The sequence below is a fragment of the Neisseria mucosa genome (assembly GCA_003028315.1).
In the GTDB taxonomy this organism is placed as follows: Bacteria; Pseudomonadota; Gammaproteobacteria; order Burkholderiales; family Neisseriaceae; genus Neisseria; species Neisseria mucosa.
This window is the reverse complement of the sequence record CP028150.1, coordinates 559,027-582,153: the sequence shown is the minus strand read 5'-3', so window position 1 is coordinate 582,153 and position 23,127 is coordinate 559,027. Positions and strand designations below refer to the sequence as shown.

The window sequence follows — 23,127 nt, the reverse complement described above, 5'->3', positions numbered from 1 at the left end:
ATTGCCATGAGCTACACACAACTGACCCAAGACGAACGATACCATATCCAATACCTGTCCCGCCACTGCACCATCGCCGAAATCGCCAAACAGCTCAACCGCCACAAAAGCACCATCAGCCGCGAAATCAAGCGGCACTGCATCCAAGGACAGCAATACAGCGCCGAAAAAGCGCAACGGCAAAGCCGGCTGACCAAACAGCACCGGCGAAAACCCTATAAACTCGATTCGCAGCTCATTCAGCACATCGACACCCTTATCCGCCGCAAACTCAGTCCCGAACAAGTATGTGCCTACCTGCATAAACACCACGGGATCACACTCCATCACAGCACCGTTTACCGCCACCTCCGCCAAGATATAGTCAATTAAAAATAAAATAGTACAATACTCAACTTTGAAGGTCTAACCATGGCATACTCTGCGGACTTAAGAAACAAAGCTTTAAACTATTACGAACAATGCAAAAACATCAGCCAAACCGCAGCAACGTTTAACTTGTCAAGAAACACGCTTTACCTGTGGATTCGCCTTAAAAAACAAACAGGCAGCCTAAAACATCAAGTTACCGGTCTAAATGCCGTCAAATTGGATAGGCAAAAACTGGCTCACTATGTTGGGCAACACCCGGATGCCTATCTACATGAAATCGCCAAACATTTTGATTGTACGCCAGCCGCCGTTTGCTATGCACTCAAACAGATGGGGATGACGCGCAAAAAAAGACCACGACTTACAAAGAACAAGACCCGGCCAAAGTAACGCATTATTTGACACAGCTGGCCGAATTTTCTGACTACCAACGCGTTTATTTGGATGAAACAGGATTTGACCGCTACCTGTTCCGTCCCTATGCCCGCAGCCCGAAAGGGCAAATAGTGAAAGCGCAGATAAGTGGAAAAAGATACCGACGCTTATCTCTGGTGTCCGCACAAGTCGGCAACCGGCTGATTGCTCCGATGGTTTATCAAAATACGATGACCGGAGTCTTTTTTGAAGCGTGATTTCAGCAATGCCTACTGCCCGCATTGACTCAAAAATCGGTGATTATTTTAGATAATGCGCGATTTCACCGTATGGGTGTCTTACGGGAAATGGCGGAAAAATGGGGACATAAGGTATTGCCTCTTGCACCTTATTCACCTGAGCTCAATCCGATTGAGAAGGTGTGGGCGAATATTAAGCGGTATCTACGAACCGTATTGTCTGATTACGCCCGATTTGACGATGCGTTACTGTCCTATTTTGATTTTAATTGACTATATTTTTTATCTTTGATTTTTGCTTCCAACATTTTAATTTTATCCATCAACCATTTATCCTTCAAAATCTCATTCGATTTTTTATAATAAGTTAACGCTTTTTCATCATCTTGTAGCATACCGAGCCCATATTCATAGAATTCAGCCATCGCAATCAAAGCGTCTTCATGATTTAAGGCAACACCTTTTTTCACATAATAAAGCGCTTGGTCATATTCTTTTTTTCCAACATAATAGTTTGCCAGTTTAAGTATAGCTGAAATATGCTGATTCTCCGCTGCCTTTTCTACCCAATAAAGTATGTTTTTCTCATCTTCTTTTTCGGTATAAACGGCATCGCCTAGTAGATATTGTGCTTCGGCATTATTTTTCTCAGCTGCTTGTAATAAATAGGTTTCAGCCTTATCCAAATCATGCAACTCTTCAAGATAAATTTTTCCTAATTCTTCTAAGGCGACTGCATTACCTTGCTGAGCCGCCAATTCATAGTAATGAATCGCTTTATCTAAATCGACAGGCATTCCATTTAAGCCGTAATAATATTCATTGGCAAGGAATATTACATAATGCAAATCGCCTTTATTTTGTGCCTCTGTCATGGCTTTTAATGCTTCTTGTTTCAGCGTGCGATATTTAGCCTCATTTTTAGCTAACCACCAATTTGCTAAAGCATATTTGGCAATTTCACTCCCTTCAGCCACTGCTTCTTGCGCATATTGAAGAGCCTTATCCCGCTGGCCTTGTTGCAAGAAATTTAATGAAAGGAAAAATTTTGCCTCCAGATTGCCTTTAAGTGCAGCTTGCTCAAAATGCGCATTCGCTTTTTGGCGATCCATGATAGTTGAAAGCCCATATTGATAATCGAATCCTTGCTCGAAATCTTGATTCGCAAGAGATAACAGCTTTTCAGGCTTATTCACTTTTTCACTCAATGAATTAAATAATGTTTTAAACATAGGCGTTTGATTATGCTCTGTTAAATAAACTTTCACATTTTCAGAAAGATTTAGCGATAAATTTAATGCTATTGAAGCAATTATCGTAGCAATTGGGTATGTCATGATTGGTTATGTTGACGGAAGCTAGTACGATCACAAGCGGTCAAATTTCTATTCTATTTTGCAAAATTCTCATGAAATCTAACCGCTCAATTTTCAATTTTACTGGATACAGGTTTAAAAGAGTATAAGGCCTTACAATCAGACGGCCACGCCTGCCAGTTTTCCAATAAATCCGGTTATCACCAACGCCGCCACACCCCACAGGCACACGCGCAAGACGGCGGGAGCGACGGGTGCCCCGCCGAGTTTGGCGGAGGCGTAACCCAGCGCGGCGAGTCCGAACAAAGTGGTTGCCGCCAGCGTAGGGATCAGGGCGGCGGGGGCGGTCAGCGCGACCAGCAGCGGCAGTATGGCACCGGCGCAGAACGAACCGGCGGAGGCAAGCGCGGCCTGCATGGGCTTGGCGGCGGAGGTTTCGGTGATGCCGATTTCGTCGCGTGCATGGGCGGAGAGCGCGTCGTGTTCCATCAATGCCTGTGCGACTTCGGCGGCAAGTGCGTCGGACAAACCGCGGCGGCGGTAAATTTCGGTCAGTTCTGCCAGCTCGGCATCGGGGTTGGCTTCCAATTCGTAGCGTTCTTTGCGCAAGTCGGCTTTTTCCGTGTCAGACTGGCTGGATACGGAAACGTATTCCCCAGCCGCCATCGAGACCGCGCCGCCGATCAGGGCGGAAACGCCGGTCAGCAGCAGGGTTTGGAAATCGGGTGCGGCGGCCGCGACGCCGGTCAGCAGCGAAGCGGTGGAAATTAGGCCGTCGTTCGCGCCCAATACGCTTGCGCGCAGCCAGTTGTTGCGGTTGCTGAAATGGCGTTCGCTGTGTTGTGAATACATGGCAGTGTTCCGGCGGTATTTTGTGTTATGGTAGCACCGTATCGGTTTATCGGGGCGGCGTAATCATGTGTTTGCACGCTGAAAATCCGTCCACACTTGATAATCATTGTCGCTTAAACGGGTTTGTGGTATAAATCCTAGAAATTTAGCTCTAAACTCTAATAACTGCCGATTAACCGAGAATCATGATGACACACACCGAATCAAGCGCGCAGCCGTCAACTATGGACACGGCTGCTTTTTTAAAGCACATCGAATCCGCATTCCGTCGCATTTTTTCAGACGACCTTAACCTCATGCAATACCTACCCGAAGACAAATGGCTTGCCTTAAAGCAGGCGGGTTTGCTGTTGCCCTTCCTCGACAAAAAACACGGCGGCCGCAAGGGCAGCCAGTTTGAAATCCAAGAAGTCCTGCGGATTGCGGGGCATTACGGCGTGCCCGTTACCCTGCGTACCGGCATCGAAGGCGCGCTGGTGTTGCAGCCTCTGCAAGAGTTTGGCGACGAAGCGCAGGTCGCGCAAGGTTTGGACATGGTTTTTAAAGGCGAGGGCGGCGGTTTGGGTATTACCGAACCCGAAACCTCCGGCGCGGCGATTGCCCGCGAAATGCAGTCCTACTACGAATACATCGACGAACAAACGATTTACGTCAACGCCGCGAAATATTGGCAGGGCAACTCGCAGAGCGACTTCCTCCTCGTCGCCGCCAAAGAGCGCAAAAACGGTAAACTCTCCAAAGTCATCAACCTGCTGCTCGTTCCCAAACAATACATCCGCTACGAAGCCCTCGCATCCGAAGGCCTGCGCGCCGTCCGTTACGCCGTCAACCGCATTGATGCCCAAATGCCCGCTGCCGCCGTCATGAAACTCTCGCAGAGCGATGCCGCCGGTTTGCGCGCGTTCCAAAACATCTTTATCCGCAGCCGCCTGCAACTGATCGGCATGACGCACGGCATCATGGAATATATCCTTGACAACCTGAACCGATATGTCCGCCACGACATCAAATTCGTCGATTATGAACGCCGTGAAATCCAACGCCGCCATCAGGTTTCCGAGATTCTTTACCGCTACGTCTGCCATTGCGTTTCGCCCGTTGCCCCCGTCGCCCATCAACTGATGGAGGCAAACATCATCAAAACCCTTGCCACGGAATACACTTACGCCGCCGCCCAAATGTTGCAAAAACTCTTGGGCGCGAAGGGTTTTGAACGCGGACACACCGCCAGCAATATCGCTATCGACATCCGCCCCTTCACCATCTTCGAAGGTCCGAACGATATGCTTTATGCCGAAATTTACGACCAGTTCGTCCGCGCCACCGCCGAAGAAAAAGAAGCAGGCATTAAATTGGACAAAAACCAAACCCTGCTCGACCGCCTGCAAACCGACGCCCGCTTTGCCGCCGTTGCGCGCGACTACACTTTACCCGAAGACATCCGCAGCTTCCTGCAGGAACGCACCCTGACCGACGCCTGTGCCTTGCAAAAAGTCTTCATCGGCAAAATCATCGCCCGACTCTTCGCCTTCGTACAGGCGGAACACAAAGACACCGCAGCCTTCCTGCTGAACGACATCCGCAAAGACATATTGGACTGCCGATATTGCGGTTGATGGTTTAAGGCAGAGAGGTCGTCTGAAATCGGTTTTCAGACGACCTAGAGCGGATTTTCATATTTTCAATTCAAAAGCAGCTTCGTTACGAAAATCAAATGAATCAAGTGATTTAGCCATGTTCATTGACTTTCAGACGACCTCAAAGCCCATGACCCTCTCCAAACTTCCTCTTTGGCAGACTCCCGAACAAGTCTGCGACATCTTACTTGCGCTGCCGGAAAAGCAGCGCAATCGTGCGTTGTACGAATTCCTCTCTCTTTTTGATCATGAAAACCCGCAAGGTCGGACGGAAGCCGAAAGCCAGCTTGCCGCCCTGCGCCTACTGTGGCATGACCCGCGTTTTCAAGGTTTGGAAAACATCAAGCATTGGTTACGCGATGTGCTTGGGTTGGACGAGTCAAACGGTTCATGGCTTACGTTGCAGAGCGACATTGAAACGCTGATGGAAATGCTCCATCCCGAAACCTGCCGCACTTACGGAGAATACGGCGGTATGTTCAAAAGCGCGCAAATGCTCGAACCTTTTGTCGCCCAAATGTTCGAGCGCGATACCGAAGCCTCGCGCAGCATGGCTTGGGACTGTCTGTATTGGAACAAAGAGCTCCGCTGTTTACGCCCCGATTGGGATGAATGGTTGAAAGAAGAAATCCGAAATCTGCATGATATAGTCAATTAAAATAAAAATAGGACAATAGAGCATCGTCAAATCGGGCGTAATCAGACAATACGATTCGCAGATACCGCTTAATATTCGCCCACACCTTCTCAATCGGGTTGAGCTCAGGTGAATAAGGTGCAAGAGGCAATACCTTATGTCCCCATTTTTCCGCCATTTCCCGTAAGACACCCATACGGTGAAATCGTGCATTATCTAAAATAATCACCGATTTTTGAGTCAATACAGGCAGTAGGCATTGCTGAAACCACGCTTCAAAAAAGACTCCGGTCATCGTATTTTGATAAATCATCGGAGCAATCAGCCGGTTGCCGACTTGTGCGGACACCAGAGATAAGCGTCGGTATCTTTTTCCACTTATCTGCGCTTTCACTATTTGCCCTTTCGGGCTGCGGGCATAGGGACGGAACAGGTAGCGGTCAAATCCTGTTTCATCCAAATATAGTTAATTAAAATCAAAATAGGACAGTAGCGCATCGTCAAATCGGGCGTAATCAGACAATACGGTTCGCAGATACCGCTTAATATTCGCCCACACCTTCTCAATCGGGTTGAGCTCAGGTGAATAAGGTGCAAGAGGTAATACCTTATGAGACCTTTGCAAAAAAGCCTTTCCCCAAACAACCGAAACCCCAACACAGATTTTCGGCTGTTTTCGTTTCAAATATTCACCGATTTTACCCAAATACCCCCTTAATCCTCCCCGGATACCCCATAATCAGGCATCCGGGCCGCCTTTTAGGCGGCAACAGGCACACTTAGCCTGTTAGCCGCTTTCAACAGGTTCAAACACATCGCCTTCAGATGGCTTTGCGCACTCACTTTGAGCAGACCAAAATAGGCTGCCCGGGCGTAGCGGAATTTACGGTGCAGCGTACCGAAGCTCTGTTCGACCACATAACGGGTCTTCGACAAATATCGGTTACGTTTGGTTTGCGCTTCCGTCAGCGGACGGTTGCGGTGGGCTTTGCGCATAATGCCGTCTAACAACTGATGCTCTTTCAGATGTTGCCGGTTTTCCTTACTGTCGTAGCCTTTGTCGGCATAGACGGTCGTACCTTCGGCAATGCCTTCCAACAAAGGGGACAGATGGTTGCACTCATGGACATTGGCGGGGGTGATGTGCAGTTTCTCGATATAGCCTTCCTCATCGGTACGGGTATGTTGTTTGTAACCGAGTTTGTAGAGGCCGTTTTTCTTTGTCCAACGGGCATCTTTGTCCTTACTCGGTGTGGTTTGGCCGCTGACTTGTCCTTCCTCGTCGACTTCTATGGCCTGACGCTGTTTGCTGCCGGCAGTCTGAATAATGGTGGCGTCAATGACGGCGGCGGATGCCTTCTCTACTTTTAGGTTTTTTTCGGCCAGTTGTCGGTTAATCAGTTCCAGCAATTCGGACAGGGTGTCGTCTTGCGCCAGCCAGTTACGGTAGCGGCATAAGGTACTGTAATCGGGGATGCTCAGTTCGTCAAAACGGCAAAACAGGTTGAAGTCGATGCGGGTGATGAGGCTGTGTTCGAGTTCGGGATCGGAGAGGCTGTGCCATTGTCCGAGCAGGACGGCTTTGAACATGGACAACAGGGGATAGGCGGGACGGCCGCGGTGGTCTCGGACGTAACGGGTTCTTTGACGATTCAGGTACTGCTCGATCGGTTGCCAATCAATCACCTGATCCAACTTCAATAATGGGAAGCGGTCGATGTGTTTGGCGATCATGGCTTGTGCGGTTTGCTGGAAGAAGGTGCTCATGAGAAATCCCCTAAATGTCTTGATGGGAATTTAGGGGATTTTGGGGAATTTTGCAAAGGTCTCAATTAATGTAATGAGACCTTTGCAAAAATAGTCTGTTAACGAAATTTGACGTATAAAAATGCGCCAAAAAATTTCAATTGACTAAAACCTTCCTAATATTGAGCAAAAAGTAGGAAAAATCAGAAAGGTTTTGCATTTTGGAAATGAGATTGAGCATAAAATTTTAGTAACCTATGTTATTGCAAAGGTCTCGTAATGTATTAAAGTGCTGCAATAATACATTTATGGGTAACTTAACTTTTATAGCATCTTGATGTTAAATCATCATTCGCTTCGACCGCTTTGACCATAAAAATCAAAAAAATCGCCGATACCCTTACTCAAAGGATATCAGCGATTATCTCTCAGTGATGCTACTTAGCTCGAAAATCAACCAAAATCTTTAGAAGATTTCCCGCCAAGATATACGGCGAAGACCGGTCTGACAGATTTTTCCATATGCTTTTACCACAGAGTGAACACCTTGCGTACCCTTAGTACCGCTGATATAGGCAGTATTATTTACTCCAGAGAAACAAATTCTGGGCGCAGGCTTACCGCCGGCGCGTAAAACATCGTCTTCACCATTGCGGAGTGCTCCGAAAATAGTAGTGGAGCTTTGAGAGCCGGTGAGAGAGTTATTGCTGCCGCTAAGCAAGAGCGCATAGTTAGGCAGGCCGGCATTGTAGCTAAAACCTGTATACTTCTTAACGTCCTTGTCGCCAACATCTTTAGTCTTATTCGTACCCTCAAAGTCCAAATAAGCATACTCGCGGTGATTGACACCTTCCGGCGTACCTTTGGTTTTGGCAATATCACCACCATTATCGACTTTAACCTGCATAATCCAGCCTGAACCGGCGGATTCGGTACGTTTTACAGTAGGTTCACATTTATCACCACTTATTGAACCTCCAGTTGGAGCATGTTCGATACGCTTATAACTCCGGGTGCTGAAGACAAGGGTCCTTAACAGCATATCGGGTTGCACAACTACGCGCTCACTCGCTTCACCTGCCTGATTTGACAGTTGGAGATCAAAATACCAACCTTGATAAGTTGCAGGATCTAGGAGCGTATCGGTCATACTGCGTTTGTTTCCATCCGTACTCATCGTTTGCTGAAGCAAATTCACCGTTGTTTTTTCAGTCGGATCCAACACAGTCAAATCGTCATAAATACCATAAACGGACTGCTGAGTACCATCACTTAAATCGCTTTGATATAAATCGCTGCCCGTACCAAAACTAATAATATATTTGTCTTGGTCACGTCTAAACACAGCAGGTGCAGAGGTTACTTTTTGCCCCGGCTTGGCTTGGAATATCTTTTTGGCAGCCCATGAATTTAAAGGACCTCGCAAATCAAAACGATACAGGCCTCCCGAATAATCCGCAGCATAGGCAACATCTGCCACACCGTCAAAGTTTACATCCACTACGGTAGGCTGCATTAAGCCGCCACGATTTTGCTCTGCATTTGGTACTGAGATTTTCTTAATCAACTGGCCTGCCGACATTGCGTTTCTAGGCTGGGTACCTGAAGGATCAGGCAAACCGACGTTTTCTTTATCTAGCGCATTGTAAATATACAAAGCAGCTTCTGTATTATCGTCATTGCCGGACAATTTAGAGAGGTTCCGCGTACCGCTGCTAACAAAAACAGCATATTTGACATCATACAGATTAGTGGTCATGGAACTATTGTCTGCTGCAAGTGTACGATCTGTGGAAACGCGACCAATCTGCGGTGCACCGATGGTATACCCCATGACATTATCGTTTCCTTTTTGCGTTTCAAATAGAGGAACCGATTTGTCCCAGTCATTTTGAGCAGCATCAAGGCCGGCATTTTTTCCGGATTCGGGTAATTTACCGCCCAACGCCAAAGCATAAGCCCCCCTTGCTCCCCGTCCCATATTACCTGCAATAAAATGCAATTGCGGCCTAGATTTGTCAGTCGTACGATAAGTGATGCCCCCATCATTTAAGTAAACATGAGGCTTATCGGAAACCTTACCATATTGAGGATCAACGATATCCTTCAGATTAGTCGCTACGGTTTCATGAATTGAAGAGCGTTCCATACCGGCAGGCAAGTAGTTTAATTTCAAATCATACGGATGATTAGAATCGGAAGAACTTTCAAACAAATAAACCATGCCGTCATTCGCGGCGGTAACCATATACTGCTGCCGATTGTATTTTTGTCCACCAAGGGTAATCAAATCCGAACCGATAACATCACCCATATTCCTTTCATCGGGGTTGTTTTCACGAATACGGTAGCTTAATTGATTAGTATTGATTGCCGCAATTGCCGCATCAGGAGCACTTCTATTCAACCAAGGTGCTAGCGAAGTTTTCCATTCATTGGAATTATTACTTGCTGAAGGAATGTTGAAATAAGCGTTACTACCTACAGAAAGATGGTCGTTAAACCATTCAACTTTATTACCGATATTAATCAATGTACGTCTATTGGCAAAATTCGGTGTACGGTATGTATTTTGCAATGAGCCGCTACTGTTTATATCGTAAATCCGGATTTCGCTACTTCCAGATTGAAGGTTTTGGAAAATTGCAGCCGCACCGACTGCTTTCTTATCGGCATCATTCACATTAATTGCAGGAGTGGCACTAGCAAAAGACGAACCTGCTGCAGTCGAATTTTCACTTTTAATCTGCGAGAAAATCTTCAGGAATGCGTTATCCAACTCAGCCTGATTATTGGCAACCAAATATTGCCCCCCGTTAGCGGTGGCACCGCGTGATAAATATACTTTACCATCATTACTCAAGCCGCTACCGAAGCCGATAGTAAAAGTACCGATGGTTTGCTTGCCGCCGTTGACTTTCGGATCATCCCAACTTTTCCCGGCTGCATCCAAGCCGCCTGTTTTCAAGTCGGTTTCATAGACATATTCGGCAAAGTATTGCATAGCCCTTCCGTCGGAAGCCCAAACAGATTGAGGATAAAGTCCATTTGAAGGGCCAAAATTTACAAAGTCCTGATTCCATTTATAACCACTTCCTTCTTTAATCAGCAAGGCAGAAGCGTGCTCCCCCCCAACGATTTGCTCCGGGGAAATAGGCACGGCTACACGCTTACCTTCGCTGTTATAGCCCAATTTGGTTTGACTTGCCTTCTGACTCACACCGGAAATATATCCGGTAAATTTATCAGGATCCCTATGCAAATAAGTAAAACGGTCACCTTTCGCCCACCACGGAGCAATCGAGGGACCTGATACCGTACTTATTCTGACATTATTGTTATTTCTATCATTATCTGCTGACGGGAAAAAGCCCCTTATTGAATCTCCCCCCATATCTATTCGATAACCGTTGGCATCACCATCCGAAAATAGAACCACATAATTTTTCTGACAGCGGTACGCATTATTTGCATCGTAAGTACTACGTAAAATATGCAATGAATCTAAATATCGCTCTGTTGAGGGGGTTGCGCAACTAGCTGTCAATTTTTCCACGCGCCGAAGCAAATCTCCCGGAGCTACGCCAAATTGCCAGGCAGGATCGCCATCCCTATAGCCATTTGGCCAAAAATTATCCGAGTTACAAAGTGTAATCATGTTCCAATTCACTGCATCTCTAAATTCAGGATTGGTTAACAGCTTCGTAAGCGCCTGCCTTACGACTTGAATACGAGTAGGCCCACCATCAGAACGGTATGTACCATTCATATAAGCGTCCATACTGCCCGAATCATCAATCTGCAGCAGCACATTCGGCTTGACGCCTTCTGTCACCGATACCGACTCATCTTGAAGATGAAGGGGACTCTTGCAAACGGCCCCGTTACCGCTTGCGCATAAGGAATCCCAACCACCATTAAAGCCGCAAAAAGCGCGGTCGGCTTAAAGGGAAACCCTGAAAATCTTTTTTGCTTCAACGTTTTCATTGTTATGTATCCTTGAGTTATATTATTCGATTCGCAATCATGTGAATTAATGTCTGAATGATGTCAAATTACTTGATACTGCTGCTCTTTTCATTATACAGCAATATTAATTCTAAAAGCATACTTTACTTTTTTGAACTTATGGAGAGGCTGTCCGATACGGAAAACACAAACTCCAACTATCGAAGATATTCCTAACAGATATTGAGAAGGCCCTTGGATTCGGATTTCAAGTGCAACACTAGTGTATCAGTGGTTTGAACAGATTCAAGAATAAAACACTTGGCGTTTCGTAGCCAAGTGTTTTTCTTGGCCGGTGGTTCAACTCATCTTGAACCCTGCGTATCTCCCGATCACTGATGTTTCGGAAATCGGTTTGTTTGGGGAAATATTGCCGGATGAGTCCATTGGTGTTCTCATTCAGCCCTTTCTCCCACGAATGGTAAGGGCGGCAAAAATAGGTTTTCGCCTTCAATGCTTTGGCTATTTTGGTGTGTTGGTAGAACTCTTTGCCGTTATCCATGGTGATGGTGTGGACTCTGGCTTTATATGCCTTTAATACCCTAATGGCCGCTAGGGTAGTGTCTTCGGCTTTTAAGTTCTTCAATTTGCAGATGATGGTGTAGCGGGTAACGCGTTCGACCAAGGTCAGTAATGCGCTTTTCTGTCCTTTGCCGACGATGGTGTCGGCTTCCCAATCGCCGATGCGTTTTTTTTGGTCGACGATGGCGGGTCGGTTTTCTATGCCGACACGGTCGGGCACTTTGCCTTTGGTCCATGTGCTGCCGTAGCGTTTGCGGTAGGGTTTGCGGTAGGGTTTGCTGCATATTCTGAGGTGTTGCCACAAAGTGCCGCCGTTGTTTTTGTCTTGGCGAAGGTAGCGGTAAACGGTGCTGTGATGGAGTGTGATACCGTGGTGTTTGCGCAGGTAGGCGCATACCTGTTCGGGACTGAGTTTGCGGCGGATAAGGGTGTCGATGTGTTGAACCAGCTGCGAATCGAGCTTATAGGGTTTTCGCCGGTGCTGTTTGGTCAGCCGGCTTTGCTTCTGTGCTTTTTCGGCGCTGTATTGCTGTCCTTGGATGCAGTGCCGCTTGATTTCTCGGCTGATGGTGCTTTTGTGGCGGTTAAGTTGTTTGGCGATTTCGGCGATGGTGCAGTGGCGGGACAGGTCTTGGGTCAGTTGTGTGTAGCTCATGGCAATCTTTCTTGCAGGAAAGGCCGTATGCTACCGCATACTGGCCTTTTTCTGTTATGGAAAGTTGCACTTCAAATGCGAATCCGCCGACCTTTTGAACCAAGCTCAAGCTCCTGCTGTGTATTTTCTGGCTTCGGTATCGTTCTTCTACAATTTGATTTCCTTTGCGCCACCGTGACGAATGGCAGGTGTTAACGTTGATGGGTCAGCGGTTTTAAGTCTATGGGTTGTCAATCGGCATTGGATATTTTTAGTTTGTGGTCTTTGAGATAAGGTTAGCGTTCCAAAAGTAGATGCTGTATGGCACAGGTAGTCTGAAAGGCGGTATTGTGTGTGCCGGATAGTCCCGCGAAGGTCTCCATCCATTCGATTCCTCTTATATCTGACTCTACTGAGGGCAAAATATTGCAGCAAGGTACTGAGGGAGACCTTTGCAATAACATAGGTTACTAAAATTTTATGCTCAATCTCATTTCCAAAATGCAAAACCTTGCTGATTTTTCCTACTTTTTGCTCAATATTAGGAAGGTTTTAGTCAATTGAAATTTTTTGGCGCATTTTTATGCGTCAAATTTCGTTAACAGACTATTTTTGCAAAGGTCTCTGAGGGATAAAAAATCTCCGCGCTGCTTGCACGGAGATTTTGAACTGAATCGGGAACCTCTCAGCCGACAGATTTGCGATTGCATTGCGGCGGCCGGATTTTGCATAAAGAAATTTTGAATTGGATATAAACTGCCCGACTCGCATTTACAAGCCGGTTAAAGTGCAGGCTTTGTGTTGGCTGCCAGGGACATCCACCAAGGTCAAATCAACCTGATACAAACGGCACAGGTTCTCTTCATTAACAATCTCTGCCGTATCCCCCGCCTTCAAATGGCCCGACCCGTCCAAAATGGCCGTCTGACTGTTCGGGCAGCGGCCATACAGCAACAATGGATGTTCCGGATTATGTGTCGTCATTACTACGGTATAACCTCGTTCCGACAAGTCCGCAATCAGGCGTAAGGTTTTAGCGGCATTACCGTAGTCCAAAGCTGATGTAGGTTCGTCAAATAAAATCAGCTGCGGTTCCTGTACCAACACTTTGGCAATATTTGCCAACTGCTTTTCTCCGCCGCTAGCATCCATATAAATGTGGTCGGCGAGGTGGGCGATGCCCAAAACTTCCAACGCCTGCACTGCCCGTTCATAATCCGCAGCTTCAGGCTTCTGCATTATTCCCAATCGCGCTGCACAACCAAGGACTGCATACTCCAACATCGTATAACGGTAGGTTTGCGGTGAATACTGAGGCACATAAGCGGTTATCTTTGCCATTTGGCGCGCACTCATGGACTGCACCGACTTGCCATCCAACATAATCCGGCCACGTTGCGGCTTTAACAAACCGGCAATGCAGTTTAACAAAGTAGATTTTCCCACCCCATTTCGACCAAGCAGCGTCAGCAGTCCTCCTTTGTCCAGTGTCAAATTAATCCCGTTTAAAACCAAACGATTCCGGTATGCATAATACAGATTACTAATATCCAACATCATTCAATCCGCCACTTTCTGCCGCACCAAAATCCACGCAAAAAACGGCGCGCCGATAAAGCCGGTCATAATCCCTAATGGAATTTCCTGTTCGTAAAGGTTGCGTGACAACATATCGGTCAGAAGAAGGAATACCGATCCTATTAAAGATGCCAAAGGCAAGGCCCGCAAATTATTATCCCCACCCAACATCCTTGCCAAATGCGGCACCACCAAACCGAGCCAGCCTATGGTACCGCTCAGGCAAACTGCCGAAGCCGTCAACAAAGTAGCGCATATCACCACCACTGTCCGCTCGTATGTAATATCTGCCCCCGCCAGCCGCGCTTCTCGGTCGCCCAACGACAACACGTTAATCCGCCAACGCATGGCAAACAAAACGGATATGGCAGCTAGAATCAACGGCGCCAACATGATCAGATTGCCGTAATCCGACTTGGCCAAACTACCCAACTGCCAATAGACAATTTCCGCCAACTCCGTTTCGGGGTCGGCCAAATATTTTACCAACCCCAAAACTGAAGACATAAACCCCGATACCACTATACCGGCCAACACCAGCACGATGGCCGAATCACGACCGACCAGTTTGGGCAATGTCAAGGTTGCGCCTACCGCCGCCAATCCTCCGATAAAGGCAGCCGTCTGAATTCCCCAAATCCCAAAACCTGCCAAAATCGCCACAGCCGCACCAATACACGCGCCGGCTGAAACCCCCAGCAAATCGGGAGACACCAAGGGATTGCGGAAAATACCCTGATAGGCTGTTCCCGCCGCCGACAGCGCAGCACCGACCAAAACTGCAGCCAATACGCGCGGCAGCCGCAAATTCAGCACAACATTCTGTTGTACATCATCAGGATTCTGTTGCAACAGGCTCAGCCATACCCCTTCCATAGGTACGGGAAACCGCCCCCACGATAAAGATACCGCCGCAACAGCAGTCAAAGCCACGATCAATAAGATCAACATCAATTTATACGGCAGATAACGACGTACAAGTTTCGTTTCATTTACCATGTTAAATCCAGCATTCGTAATTGGAACCAATATTCAATAAAAATAAACGTATAGAAAACAATCGTGCTATTTAGCAGCTTGAAACTAAATCTGCCTCCCAAAACAACGGATTGCCAGATTAGCAGCCGGGCAGGACAAGACTTGGAGAGGCAATGTTCCTTAATTTTTTGCACTAGGCAGGAAATTGCTTAGAAAAAATAGAAGTGAGATGCGTGTTTTGATAATGTTCCGCTCCAGTATTTTCCCTAAAGATACTGAAAACAAAACTAATTTCTACCAAAGGGCATACATTCTATTGGGGGTATGGTGATACCGTCATCCATCAAAAGGAGTAAAAAAACATATACTCCTTTTGATTCAATAAATATTCCCAAAATGCCATTAAAATATAAATAAATCCCAATATAAACAATGAAATAAAAAATCAATTTTAAAAATTAATTCTTCTAGACTAATTCTCAAGAAACCTTTTACTTCCATTTACTTAATTGAATAATATCATGCCTATTTTGATACGCTTGAATCTACCTTTTATGTTCAAAAAAACCAAAATTGAAATAAAGCAGGAAATACAATGTTTTTTTAATGTCAAATGGGCATAACCCTATGATGGATCAAAATATAGATTCAGTATTAAACCGCATAAACACACTACGTTTATCATCTAAAACCATTTTAAGGACCACAACCTGATGACTTCCACCATTTTCAAATTAAGTGTTTTAAATACTTTATTGCTTACTGCATTTACCACGTATGCACAAGATAGCGAAACCGCCGCCGAAGTCAGCAAAGGCGAGCTGCCGACTGTTTATGTAACAGCAGAACGCCAAGTCAAACAACAGTTGGGGGCTTCTGTCATTACCGCCCAAGACATCCAAAGAAACCCCGTTACCAACGATTTATCCGAAATCGTCAGCAAAATGCCCGGCGTGAATATGAGTTCCAACTCGCCCGGTGGAGAACGCGGCAACAAACGCCAAATCGACATCCGCTCCATGGGGCCGGAAAACACGCTGATCCTTATAGACGGCAAACCGGTAACTTCACGCAATGCCGAGCGATACGGCAGAAGCGGTGTGCGTAACACCCGTGGCGACAGTAACTGGGTGCCTGCTGAAATGGTAGAAAAAATCGAAGTATTGCGCGGTCCGGCTGCTGCCCGTTATGGTTCCGGCGCGATGGGCGGCGTGGTCAATATTGTTACCAAAGGCATCAGTGACGAAGTTTCCGGAAGCGTGGGCATTTATGCAGACCATCCGCAAAGCGACAAAGAAGGAGCAACCCGCCGTGCAAATTTCGTACTTTCCGCCCCTTTGGTTAAAGACACTTTAGGTCTCCGCGTTTATGGCAATCTAAACAAAACCCAAGCCGATGCATTCGATATCAATGACAGCGTGAAAAGTTCGCGTACTGCATTGAGCGCGGGACGGGAAGGTGTGCGTAACAAAGACATTGCAGGACGTTTGCAATGGAATATTACCCCGGATCAAAAACTGATTTTTGATACTTCATACAGCCGCCAGGGCAACATCTATAACGGCGATACCCAAAGCAGCAATGTGTTGGTTGCAGCCATACAGCCAATTGCACAACAACTGATAGGCAGAGAAACAGCCAGACTGTACCGCCAAAGCTATACCCTAACCCATAAAGGAAAATGGAATTGGGGCAATACTGAAACTTATTTAAGTTATGACAAAACTGTCAACAGCCGCCTACCCGAAGGTCTTTTAGGCAGCACCGAAGGCGCGTACAACGCCACCGAAGGTTTTACCGACAGCATATTGAAAAACTATCGCTTTGGCAGCCGCGCGGACTTTTCCGTCAACAACCATACCGTAACCGTCGGCACAGAAGCCAACCGAGCCAAATTGGACGATACGGCCTCCATGACTGCAAATATGCGTACTTACGGCGTTATCCCATGGCTGGCCAATTCAGGCCGCAGCGGAAAAGGCGCGCAAACCGAATATGCCCTGTATGTGGAAGACAATATCGCCTTAAACGGCGGGAAAACGTTCCTGACGCCCGCCTTGCGCTGGGACAGACACAGCGTTTCCGGTTCCGCATGGACTCCATCGCTCAACTTCTCCCACGCCTTCAATCCGGTATGTAAAATCAAAGGCGGCATCGCGCGTGCCTACAAAGCACCCAACCTTTATCAAAGCCAGCCAAACTACCTGCTGATCAACGCCAGTAACGGCTGTCCGATAGACGCCCAAAACCACTGGAACAACCCCAATGCCTTAACCCATGACGGTGGCAACGGCTCCCGAACCAACCCTTACACCAACAACAGCGCACAAGGTTTTGATTGGGGACGCGCCTGCTATTTCCTCGGCAATAAAAACATCAAACCCGAAACCAGCTTGAATAAGGAAATCGGCTTTGAATTTTCTCAAAACGGTTATTTGGCCTCACTGGCGTACTTCCACAATGATTACCGCAACCGCATTGTAGACAACGGCCAATTTATCGAAACCGTCAACGGCAATTACGACCGCGAAATTCGTACCGACAACACACCTGACGGCACACCCATTTATCGGAATTACAAGGGGACCAACGTCTATCGTTGGGGCAATGGCGCCCGTGCCATTATTTCCGGCTTGGAAGGCAACTTAACCCTTCCTTTGCTAGACAAACGCCTGACAATGACCACCAATTTCACTTATATGCACAAAAATGAGGATCGTGCCACGAAAAACCCTGTTTCCATCGTACCCAAATATACGATTAACAGTACTTTAAACTGGAGAATCAATGACTCATGGGATGTGAATGCCTCATACACACGATACGGTCGCCAGGTTACCCGAAAACACCCCAACCGTTTTATGGACGTTATCTACAACAGTGGCGAGAGCATCGTAAAACAATATGAATTAGGCAGTTATGGTATATTCGGACTGAATGCCGGCTATAACTGGCAAGACAAAATCACAGTACGCGCCGGCGTAAACAACCTGTTCAATAAGAAAATCCTGCGTACCGCCGGCACGGCACGAACCTATAACGAACGCGGTCGTTCTTATTACCTGAGCGCACGCTACTCGTTTTAAATAATCAATAATGTCAAAAAGGTCGTCTGAAAACACAATATCCGTGCTTTCAGACGACCTCCCCCCCCTTTTCCCAACCTTATAGGAAAATCCCAATGTATCGGAATCTGAAAAAAATACTGGCAGGCGCACTGCTTTCCGCCTTTATCCTAACCCCTGCCCCACTATACGCACGCCCGGTTCAAGACATCAACGGCAAAAAAGTCGAACTGGCTGAGCAGGTAAACCGCATTGCCGATTTATGGCATGCAAACAATCAGGTCGTACTGCTTTTAGGAGGCGGTAACAAATTGGTCGCCACCACCGACGTTATCCGCAACAATCCCTGGTTTGCCGAAGTCCTCCCAAAAATTAAAACTGTCCCTGCCCTGACTAACGGCCAAAGCATTCAAATGGAGGCTCTTTTGGCTACACGTCCCGATGCCGTGCTGATGTCCAATCCCACTATGCAGCAACAGGTAGAAAAAGCCGGCATGAAAGCGGTATTAGTCAATTTTCAGGACTTTAACGGCTTGAAGAAAACCGTCCGCATTACCGCCTCCGTCATTGGTGGTAACGCCCCCAAAATTGCCGAAACTTACATCAGCGAATTGGACGGCAATATCAATTTTGTCAACAGCCGACTTAAAAACATACCTGAAAACCGTCGTCCTACCGTATTGCACATTACCGGCAGTACCAACCTGACTGAGATAGACGGCGGAAAATCCATGATTGGCGAATGGATTCGCCTGGCAGGCGGACGCAGCGTCCTGGCAGGGACAGGAAATAAAGCCGTTGTCAGCCTGGAAGAAATCATCAAAGCCGATCCCGAAATCATCATTGTCGGCAGCGGACGCTCCAGCGGCAAAAAAGGAATTGATGCAATTAAGAAAAACCCTGCATGGCAAAGCATACGCGCCGTCAAAAACGGCCGTCTATATGCCAATCCGTCAGGCACATTCCCATGGGACAGATACAGCACCGAAGAAGCACTGCAAATTTTGTGGGCGGCAAAACTGTTCCATCCAGAACAATTCAAAGACCTCGATATGGTGTCCAAAACCCAGGCATTCTATAAAAAATATTACAACTACAACCTCAGCCGTACCAACGCTGAACGCATGTTGGCCGGATTACCGCCCGTAGGCAAATAAAATCAACAGGTCGTCTGAAACCGAGTTTTTTGTTTTCAGACGACCTAATCTTTTTCTGCAAATTTGGGACTAAGGAGGTTTACTAAAATACAACAGAAATGACTGGAAATTTTTTCCATAGCCTTGAGGAGACGAAATGTGAAGTTTTTTAACTTTGGCGTACCGAAACGGTAATTAAAAACCCTGAGAAATGGGTATGATATTTAAGGCCAATCTGCTTCAGCCCCAATTTTTATTAGTCAAACAAAAGGCACTGCTTTAAACAGTGCCTTTAAAATCTGGCAGAGAGGAAGGGATTCGAACCCTCGATACGCTATTCACGTATACACGCTTTCCAGGCGTGCGACTTAAACCACTCATCCACCTCTCTGTGGAATCAAACATATTTTGTCGTCTGATATTGTAGCTTAATCAGACAAATAAATCTATTCAATAAAAAATCCGGATAAGCCGGATAATTGATTTGGTGCCCAGGAGAAGACTCGAACTTCCACACCCGTGAGGATACTAGCACCTGAAGCTAGCGCGTCTACCAATTCCGCCACCTGGGCAATTAGGATGGATAAGCAAAGCGGCGACCAAAAGGTTTGGTGCCCAGGAGAAGACTCGAACTTCCACGCCCGTGAGGACACTAGCACCTGAAGCTAGCGCGTCTACCAATTCCGCCACCTGGGCTTTGCTTTATTTCCTGTTTTGCGTTACAGTGATTGACTATTTCGCAAAGAAGCGGTCATTATATATTTTAGAAAAAGAATGTCAACCAATAAAATGAACAAAAATATTAAATCTTTAAATTTACGAGAAAAAGACCCGTTTTTGAAACGGGAGAAACAACGTTACGAACATCCGCTGCCAAGCAGGGAGTGGATCATTGAATTATTGGAACAAAAAGGCGTGCCGTCGAAAATCGAAGTCTTGGCACGCGAGTTGTCGATTACGGAAGAAGAGTACGAATTTTTCGAACGTCGTCTGAAAGCGATGGCGCGGGACGGTCAGGTTTTAATCAACCGCCGCGGTGCGGTTTGCGCGGCGGACAAATTGGATTTGGTCAAATGCCGTGTCGAGGCGCACAAAGACGGCTTCGGCTTCGCCGTACCGCTCACGCCCACCAAAGACGGCGATTTTGTCTTATATGAACGCCAAATGCGCGGCATCATGCACGGCGACATTGTTACTGTCCGCCCTGCCGGCATAGACCGCAGAGGCCGTCGCGAAGGTACGGTTTTGGATATTGTCGAACGCGCGCAAAGCAAAGTGGTCGGCCGTTTCTATATGGATCGAGGCGTAGCGATTTTGGAAGCGGAAGACAAACGCCTGAATCAAAGCATCGTCTTGGAACCTGACAGCGTCGCGCATTTCAAACCCGAATCCGGTCAGGTCATCGTCGGCGAAATCGAGACTTATCCCGAGCAAAACCGCCCTGCCGTGGCGAAAATCATCGAAGTATTGGGCGATTATGCCGACAGCGGTATGGAAATCGAAATCGCCGTGCGCAAACACCATTTGCCGCACCAATTCAGCGAAGCGTGTGCCAAAGCCGCGAAAAAAATCCCCGACCATGTTCGTAAAAGCGATTTGAAAGGCCGCGTCGATTTGCGCGATTTGCCTTTGGTAACCATAGACGGGGAAACGGCGCGCGATTTCGACGATGCCGTGTTTGCCGAAAAAATCGGGCGCAATTACCGTTTGGTCGTGGCGATTGCCGATGTCAGCCATTATGTCCGCCCCGATGACGCTATCGACACGGACGCGCAGGAACGCAGCACCAGCGTTTACTTCCCGCGCCGCGTGATTCCCATGTTGCCGGAAAACCTGTCCAACGGCATCTGCTCGCTCAATCCCGATGTTGAGCGTTTGTGCATGGTGTGCGACATGGTCATCACTTACGCGGGCAATATTAAAGAATACCGCTTCTACCCTGCGGTTATGCGTTCCCATGCCCGCCTGACGTACAACCAAGTCTGGGATTGGATTTCAGACGACCTCGACCATCCGCACAAAGCCCAAATCGACACTCTCTACAAACTCTTCAAAATCCTTCAGAAAAAACGCTTCGAACGCGGCGCGGTGGAGTTTGAAAGCGTCGAAACCCAAATGCTTTTCGACGACAACGGTAAAATCGAAAAAATCGTGCCCGTTGTCCGCAACGACGCCCATAAGCTGATTGAAGAGTGCATGTTGGCGGCGAACGTCTGCGCGGCAGAATTCCTGATAAAAAACAAACACACCGCCCTCTTCCGCAACCACTTAGGCCCGACACCCGAAAAACTCGCCACCCTGCGCGATCAGCTCGGCTTATTGGGTTTGCAACTGGGCGGCGGCGACAACCCGACGCCGAAAGACTATGCCGCGCTTGCCGAAAAATTCAAAGGCAGACCCGATGCCGAATTGCTGCAAGTCATGATGCTGCGCTCCATGCAGCAGGCAGTTTACGAACCGCATTGCGACGGACACTTCGGCCTTGCCTACGAAGCATACGCCCACTTCACCTCCCCCATCCGCCGCTATCCCGACCTGACCGTACACCGCGCCATCAAAGCCGTGTTGAGCCAGCAAACCTACACGCCAAGCAAAAACTGGCAGGCGTTGGGCGTACATACCTCGTTCTGCGAACGCCGCGCCGACGATGCCAGCCGCGACGTGGAAAACTGGCTGAAAACCTATTACATGCGCGATAAAGTCGGCGAAATATTCGAGGGCAAAATCTCCGGCATGACCAACTTCGGCCTCTTTGTTACCTTGGACGGCATCCACATCGACGGCTTGGTACACATCAGCGATTTAGGCGAAGACTATTTCAACTTCCGTCCCGAAATCATGGCGATAGAAGGCGAACGCAGCGGCATCCGTTTCAACATGGGCGACAAAGTCAGCGTCCGAGTAGCGCGCGCCGATTTGGACACCAGCAAAATCGACCTGACCTTGATCAGCGGCGGAAGCAGCGGCAAAAAACGCCGCACTAAAACCACTGCACAAACCGGCTCGAAAACCAAACGCAAACTGACGGCGAAAGAAATCGAAGACGCGATGAAAACGCCTGTAAAACAGGAAAAACCCGCCGCCAAACGCCGCAGCAAAGTCCAACTGGCCAGCGCAGCAACGTCGTCTGAAAACGGCAAAAAGAAAACCGCCAAAGCCAAAACGGCAACGGAAAAAGCCAAACGCAAAGACAAGAAGCCAAGCAAAAGCGTGAAAATCAAGGTGAAAAATCCGGATACCGCGCCAACCAAGCGCAAAGGCAGAAGCAAGGCTAACGGCTGATATTGCAACCCCAAGCCTCCTTCAATCACAAAAGGTCGTCTGAAATTTTCAGACGACCTTTTGTGTAATGACATTCATTTCGCAACAAATAAATGCCAGTAGTTTGAATATATTTAATTTTTCGGCTCAGGCAATGTTTGATTTTCCGTAACGGATAAAACAATCATCATGGTCAAATTGTAAGACACGGGCACGCTGTTGCTGCAACCACCCCCTCACCGTCCTTAATCCTGAATTCAAATAAGGTACGGTACTTTGTAAAATTTGCGGGCGGATGAACATCACGTTGTAATGCGGCGTTACAGGTGTTTCGATATAAAAGGCATTGCACAAAGGTGTTTTTTTAGAAACTGCCTGAAACCTTTCTACCAAATCATCCGGCAAATTAGGCATATCGCACGGCACAACCAAAAGCCAGTCGGCAGAGGCAATCTGCAAATCATTGGCAGCGGTACACAATGCAGCCAATCCGCCCAAATACCGCCATTGCCTTGCATCCGGCAGCAGGTGCGGGCTTCTGACGGCATAACTTTCCAAATTACGGTTGGCACTGATGGCAATATGGTCAACTTGCGGCCTAATCCTTTCGATAACACAATCAATCAACGTTTTTCCTTGCCAGAGCAACAGGCCTTTATCTACGCCGTCTGACTGTCCCCCTGCCGATATCAACGCAAATATTTTCATATTTATCCTTTGTGAAGCGGTTTGGTTACCCGATGTCGTCTGAAAGTCTTCATCCGAGTGAGC

General features: G+C 47.5%; 15 protein-coding genes, 3 tRNA genes and 4 pseudogenes. 8 read left to right on the top strand and 14 right to left on the bottom strand.

Going from position 1 to position 23,127, the window contains the following annotated elements:
- Nucleotides 1-6: 6 nt before the first annotated feature.
- Together NM96_02930 and NM96_02925 are read left to right on the top strand one after the other, a co-directional pair.
- A pseudogene (locus NM96_02930) lies at nt 7-360 on the top strand (IS30 family transposase).
- 51 nt (nt 361-411) lie between these two features.
- Nucleotides 412-1,259, top strand: a pseudogene (locus NM96_02925) (IS630 family transposase).
- On the opposite strand, the gene NM96_02920 reads toward NM96_02925, so the two are convergent.
- Nucleotides 1,241-2,218 carry a sel1 repeat family protein gene (locus tag NM96_02920; GenBank protein AVR78445.1) on the bottom strand — a complete coding sequence of 326 codons (978 nt, stop codon included), beginning with the start codon at nt 2,216-2,218 and terminating at the stop codon, nt 1,241-1,243. The pseudogene NM96_02925 and the gene NM96_02920 overlap by 19 nt on opposite strands.
- A gap of 243 nt (nt 2,219-2,461) precedes the next feature.
- Nucleotides 2,462-3,154 carry a hypothetical protein gene (locus tag NM96_02915; GenBank protein AVR78444.1) on the bottom strand — a complete coding sequence of 231 codons (693 nt, stop codon included), beginning with the start codon at nt 3,152-3,154 and terminating at the stop codon, nt 2,462-2,464.
- Nucleotides 3,155-3,342: 188 nt separating this feature from the next.
- Here NM96_02915 and NM96_02910 point away from each other — a divergent pair, with 188 nt between their 5' ends.
- Entirely contained in the window at nt 3,343-4,770 is a 1,428-nt protein-coding gene (locus tag NM96_02910; GenBank protein ID AVR80248.1) for an oxidoreductase, read from the top strand.
- 118 nt (nt 4,771-4,888) lie between these two features.
- Nucleotides 4,889-5,449 carry a hypothetical protein gene (locus NM96_02905; GenBank protein ID AVR78443.1) on the top strand — a complete coding sequence of 187 codons (561 nt, stop codon included), beginning with the start codon at nt 4,889-4,891 and terminating at the stop codon, nt 5,447-5,449.
- On the opposite strand, the pseudogene NM96_02900 reads toward NM96_02905, so the two are convergent.
- Both NM96_02900 and NM96_02895 read right to left on the bottom strand, forming a co-directional pair.
- Nucleotides 5,442-5,894 (bottom strand): annotated as a pseudogene (locus NM96_02900) (IS630 family transposase). The gene NM96_02905 and the pseudogene NM96_02900 overlap by 8 nt on opposite strands.
- On the bottom strand, nt 5,895-6,134 hold the full coding sequence (locus tag NM96_02895; protein AVR78442.1) for a hypothetical protein: 240 nt from the start codon (nt 6,132-6,134) through the stop codon (nt 5,895-5,897).
- On the opposite strand from NM96_02895, the pseudogene NM96_02890 reads away from it, so the two are divergent.
- Nucleotides 6,070-6,219 (top strand): annotated as a pseudogene (locus NM96_02890) (IS110 family transposase). The gene NM96_02895 and the pseudogene NM96_02890 sit on opposite strands and share 65 nt — an antisense overlap.
- Here the strand turns inward: NM96_02890 and NM96_02885 are convergent.
- The 6 genes from NM96_02885 to NM96_02860 form a co-directional block, all read right to left on the bottom strand.
- Nucleotides 6,188-7,195 carry an IS5/IS1182 family transposase gene (locus tag NM96_02885; GenBank protein AVR78441.1) on the bottom strand — a complete coding sequence of 336 codons (1,008 nt, stop codon included), beginning with the start codon at nt 7,193-7,195 and terminating at the stop codon, nt 6,188-6,190. The pseudogene NM96_02890 and the gene NM96_02885 sit on opposite strands and share 32 nt — an antisense overlap.
- Before the next feature lie 445 nt (nt 7,196-7,640).
- Nucleotides 7,641-11,009, bottom strand: coding sequence for a hypothetical protein (locus NM96_02880; GenBank protein ID AVR78440.1), 3,369 nt, complete (start codon nt 11,007-11,009; stop codon nt 7,641-7,643).
- A gap of 393 nt (nt 11,010-11,402) precedes the next feature.
- The gene (locus NM96_02875; protein AVR78439.1) at nt 11,403-12,359 is read right to left on the bottom strand and encodes an IS30 family transposase; all 957 of its coding nucleotides are present in this window, start codon (nt 12,357-12,359) and stop codon (nt 11,403-11,405) included.
- Nucleotides 12,360-12,506: 147 nt separating this feature from the next.
- On the bottom strand, nt 12,507-12,845 hold the full coding sequence (locus tag NM96_02870) for a hypothetical protein (protein ID AVR78438.1): 339 nt from the start codon (nt 12,843-12,845) through the stop codon (nt 12,507-12,509).
- 264 nt (nt 12,846-13,109) lie between these two features.
- Entirely contained in the window at nt 13,110-13,895 is a 786-nt protein-coding gene (locus NM96_02865) for an ABC transporter ATP-binding protein (protein ID AVR80247.1), read from the bottom strand.
- A gap of 3 nt (nt 13,896-13,898) precedes the next feature.
- A complete protein-coding gene (locus NM96_02860; protein AVR78437.1) occupies nt 13,899-14,915 on the bottom strand; it encodes an iron ABC transporter permease in 1,017 nt (338 codons plus the stop codon).
- 692 nt (nt 14,916-15,607) lie between these two features.
- Here NM96_02860 and NM96_02855 point away from each other — a divergent pair.
- Together NM96_02855 and NM96_02850 are read left to right on the top strand one after the other, a co-directional pair.
- Nucleotides 15,608-17,980: a ferric enterobactin receptor gene (locus tag NM96_02855; protein AVR78436.1), complete on the top strand. Its 2,373-nt coding sequence runs from the start codon at nt 15,608-15,610 to the stop codon at nt 17,978-17,980.
- Between the two features lie 95 nt (nt 17,981-18,075).
- Nucleotides 18,076-19,116 (top strand): peptide ABC transporter substrate-binding protein, encoded by a 1,041-nt coding sequence (locus NM96_02850; GenBank protein AVR78435.1) that lies wholly within the window; start codon nt 18,076-18,078, stop codon nt 19,114-19,116.
- Nucleotides 19,117-19,395: 279 nt separating this feature from the next.
- Here NM96_02850 and NM96_02845 read toward each other — a convergent pair.
- The 3 genes from NM96_02845 to NM96_02835 form a co-directional block, all read right to left on the bottom strand.
- Nucleotides 19,396-19,486 (bottom strand) — tRNA-Ser (locus tag NM96_02845).
- A 94-nt stretch (nt 19,487-19,580) separates the two neighbouring features.
- Nucleotides 19,581-19,667 (bottom strand) — tRNA-Leu (locus tag NM96_02840).
- 37 nt (nt 19,668-19,704) lie between these two features.
- Nucleotides 19,705-19,791 (bottom strand) — tRNA-Leu (locus NM96_02835).
- A 93-nt stretch (nt 19,792-19,884) separates the two neighbouring features.
- Here NM96_02835 and rnr point away from each other — a divergent pair.
- Nucleotides 19,885-22,377 (top strand): ribonuclease R, encoded by a 2,493-nt coding sequence (gene rnr / locus NM96_02830; GenBank protein ID AVR80246.1) that lies wholly within the window; start codon nt 19,885-19,887, stop codon nt 22,375-22,377.
- Nucleotides 22,378-22,503: 126 nt separating this feature from the next.
- Here the strand turns inward: rnr and NM96_02825 are convergent, their stop codons facing one another.
- Complete coding sequence (locus NM96_02825) at nt 22,504-23,064, bottom strand: molybdenum cofactor guanylyltransferase (GenBank protein AVR78434.1); 561 nt, start codon at nt 23,062-23,064, stop codon at nt 22,504-22,506.
- Between the last annotated feature and the right edge of the window lie 63 nt (nt 23,065-23,127).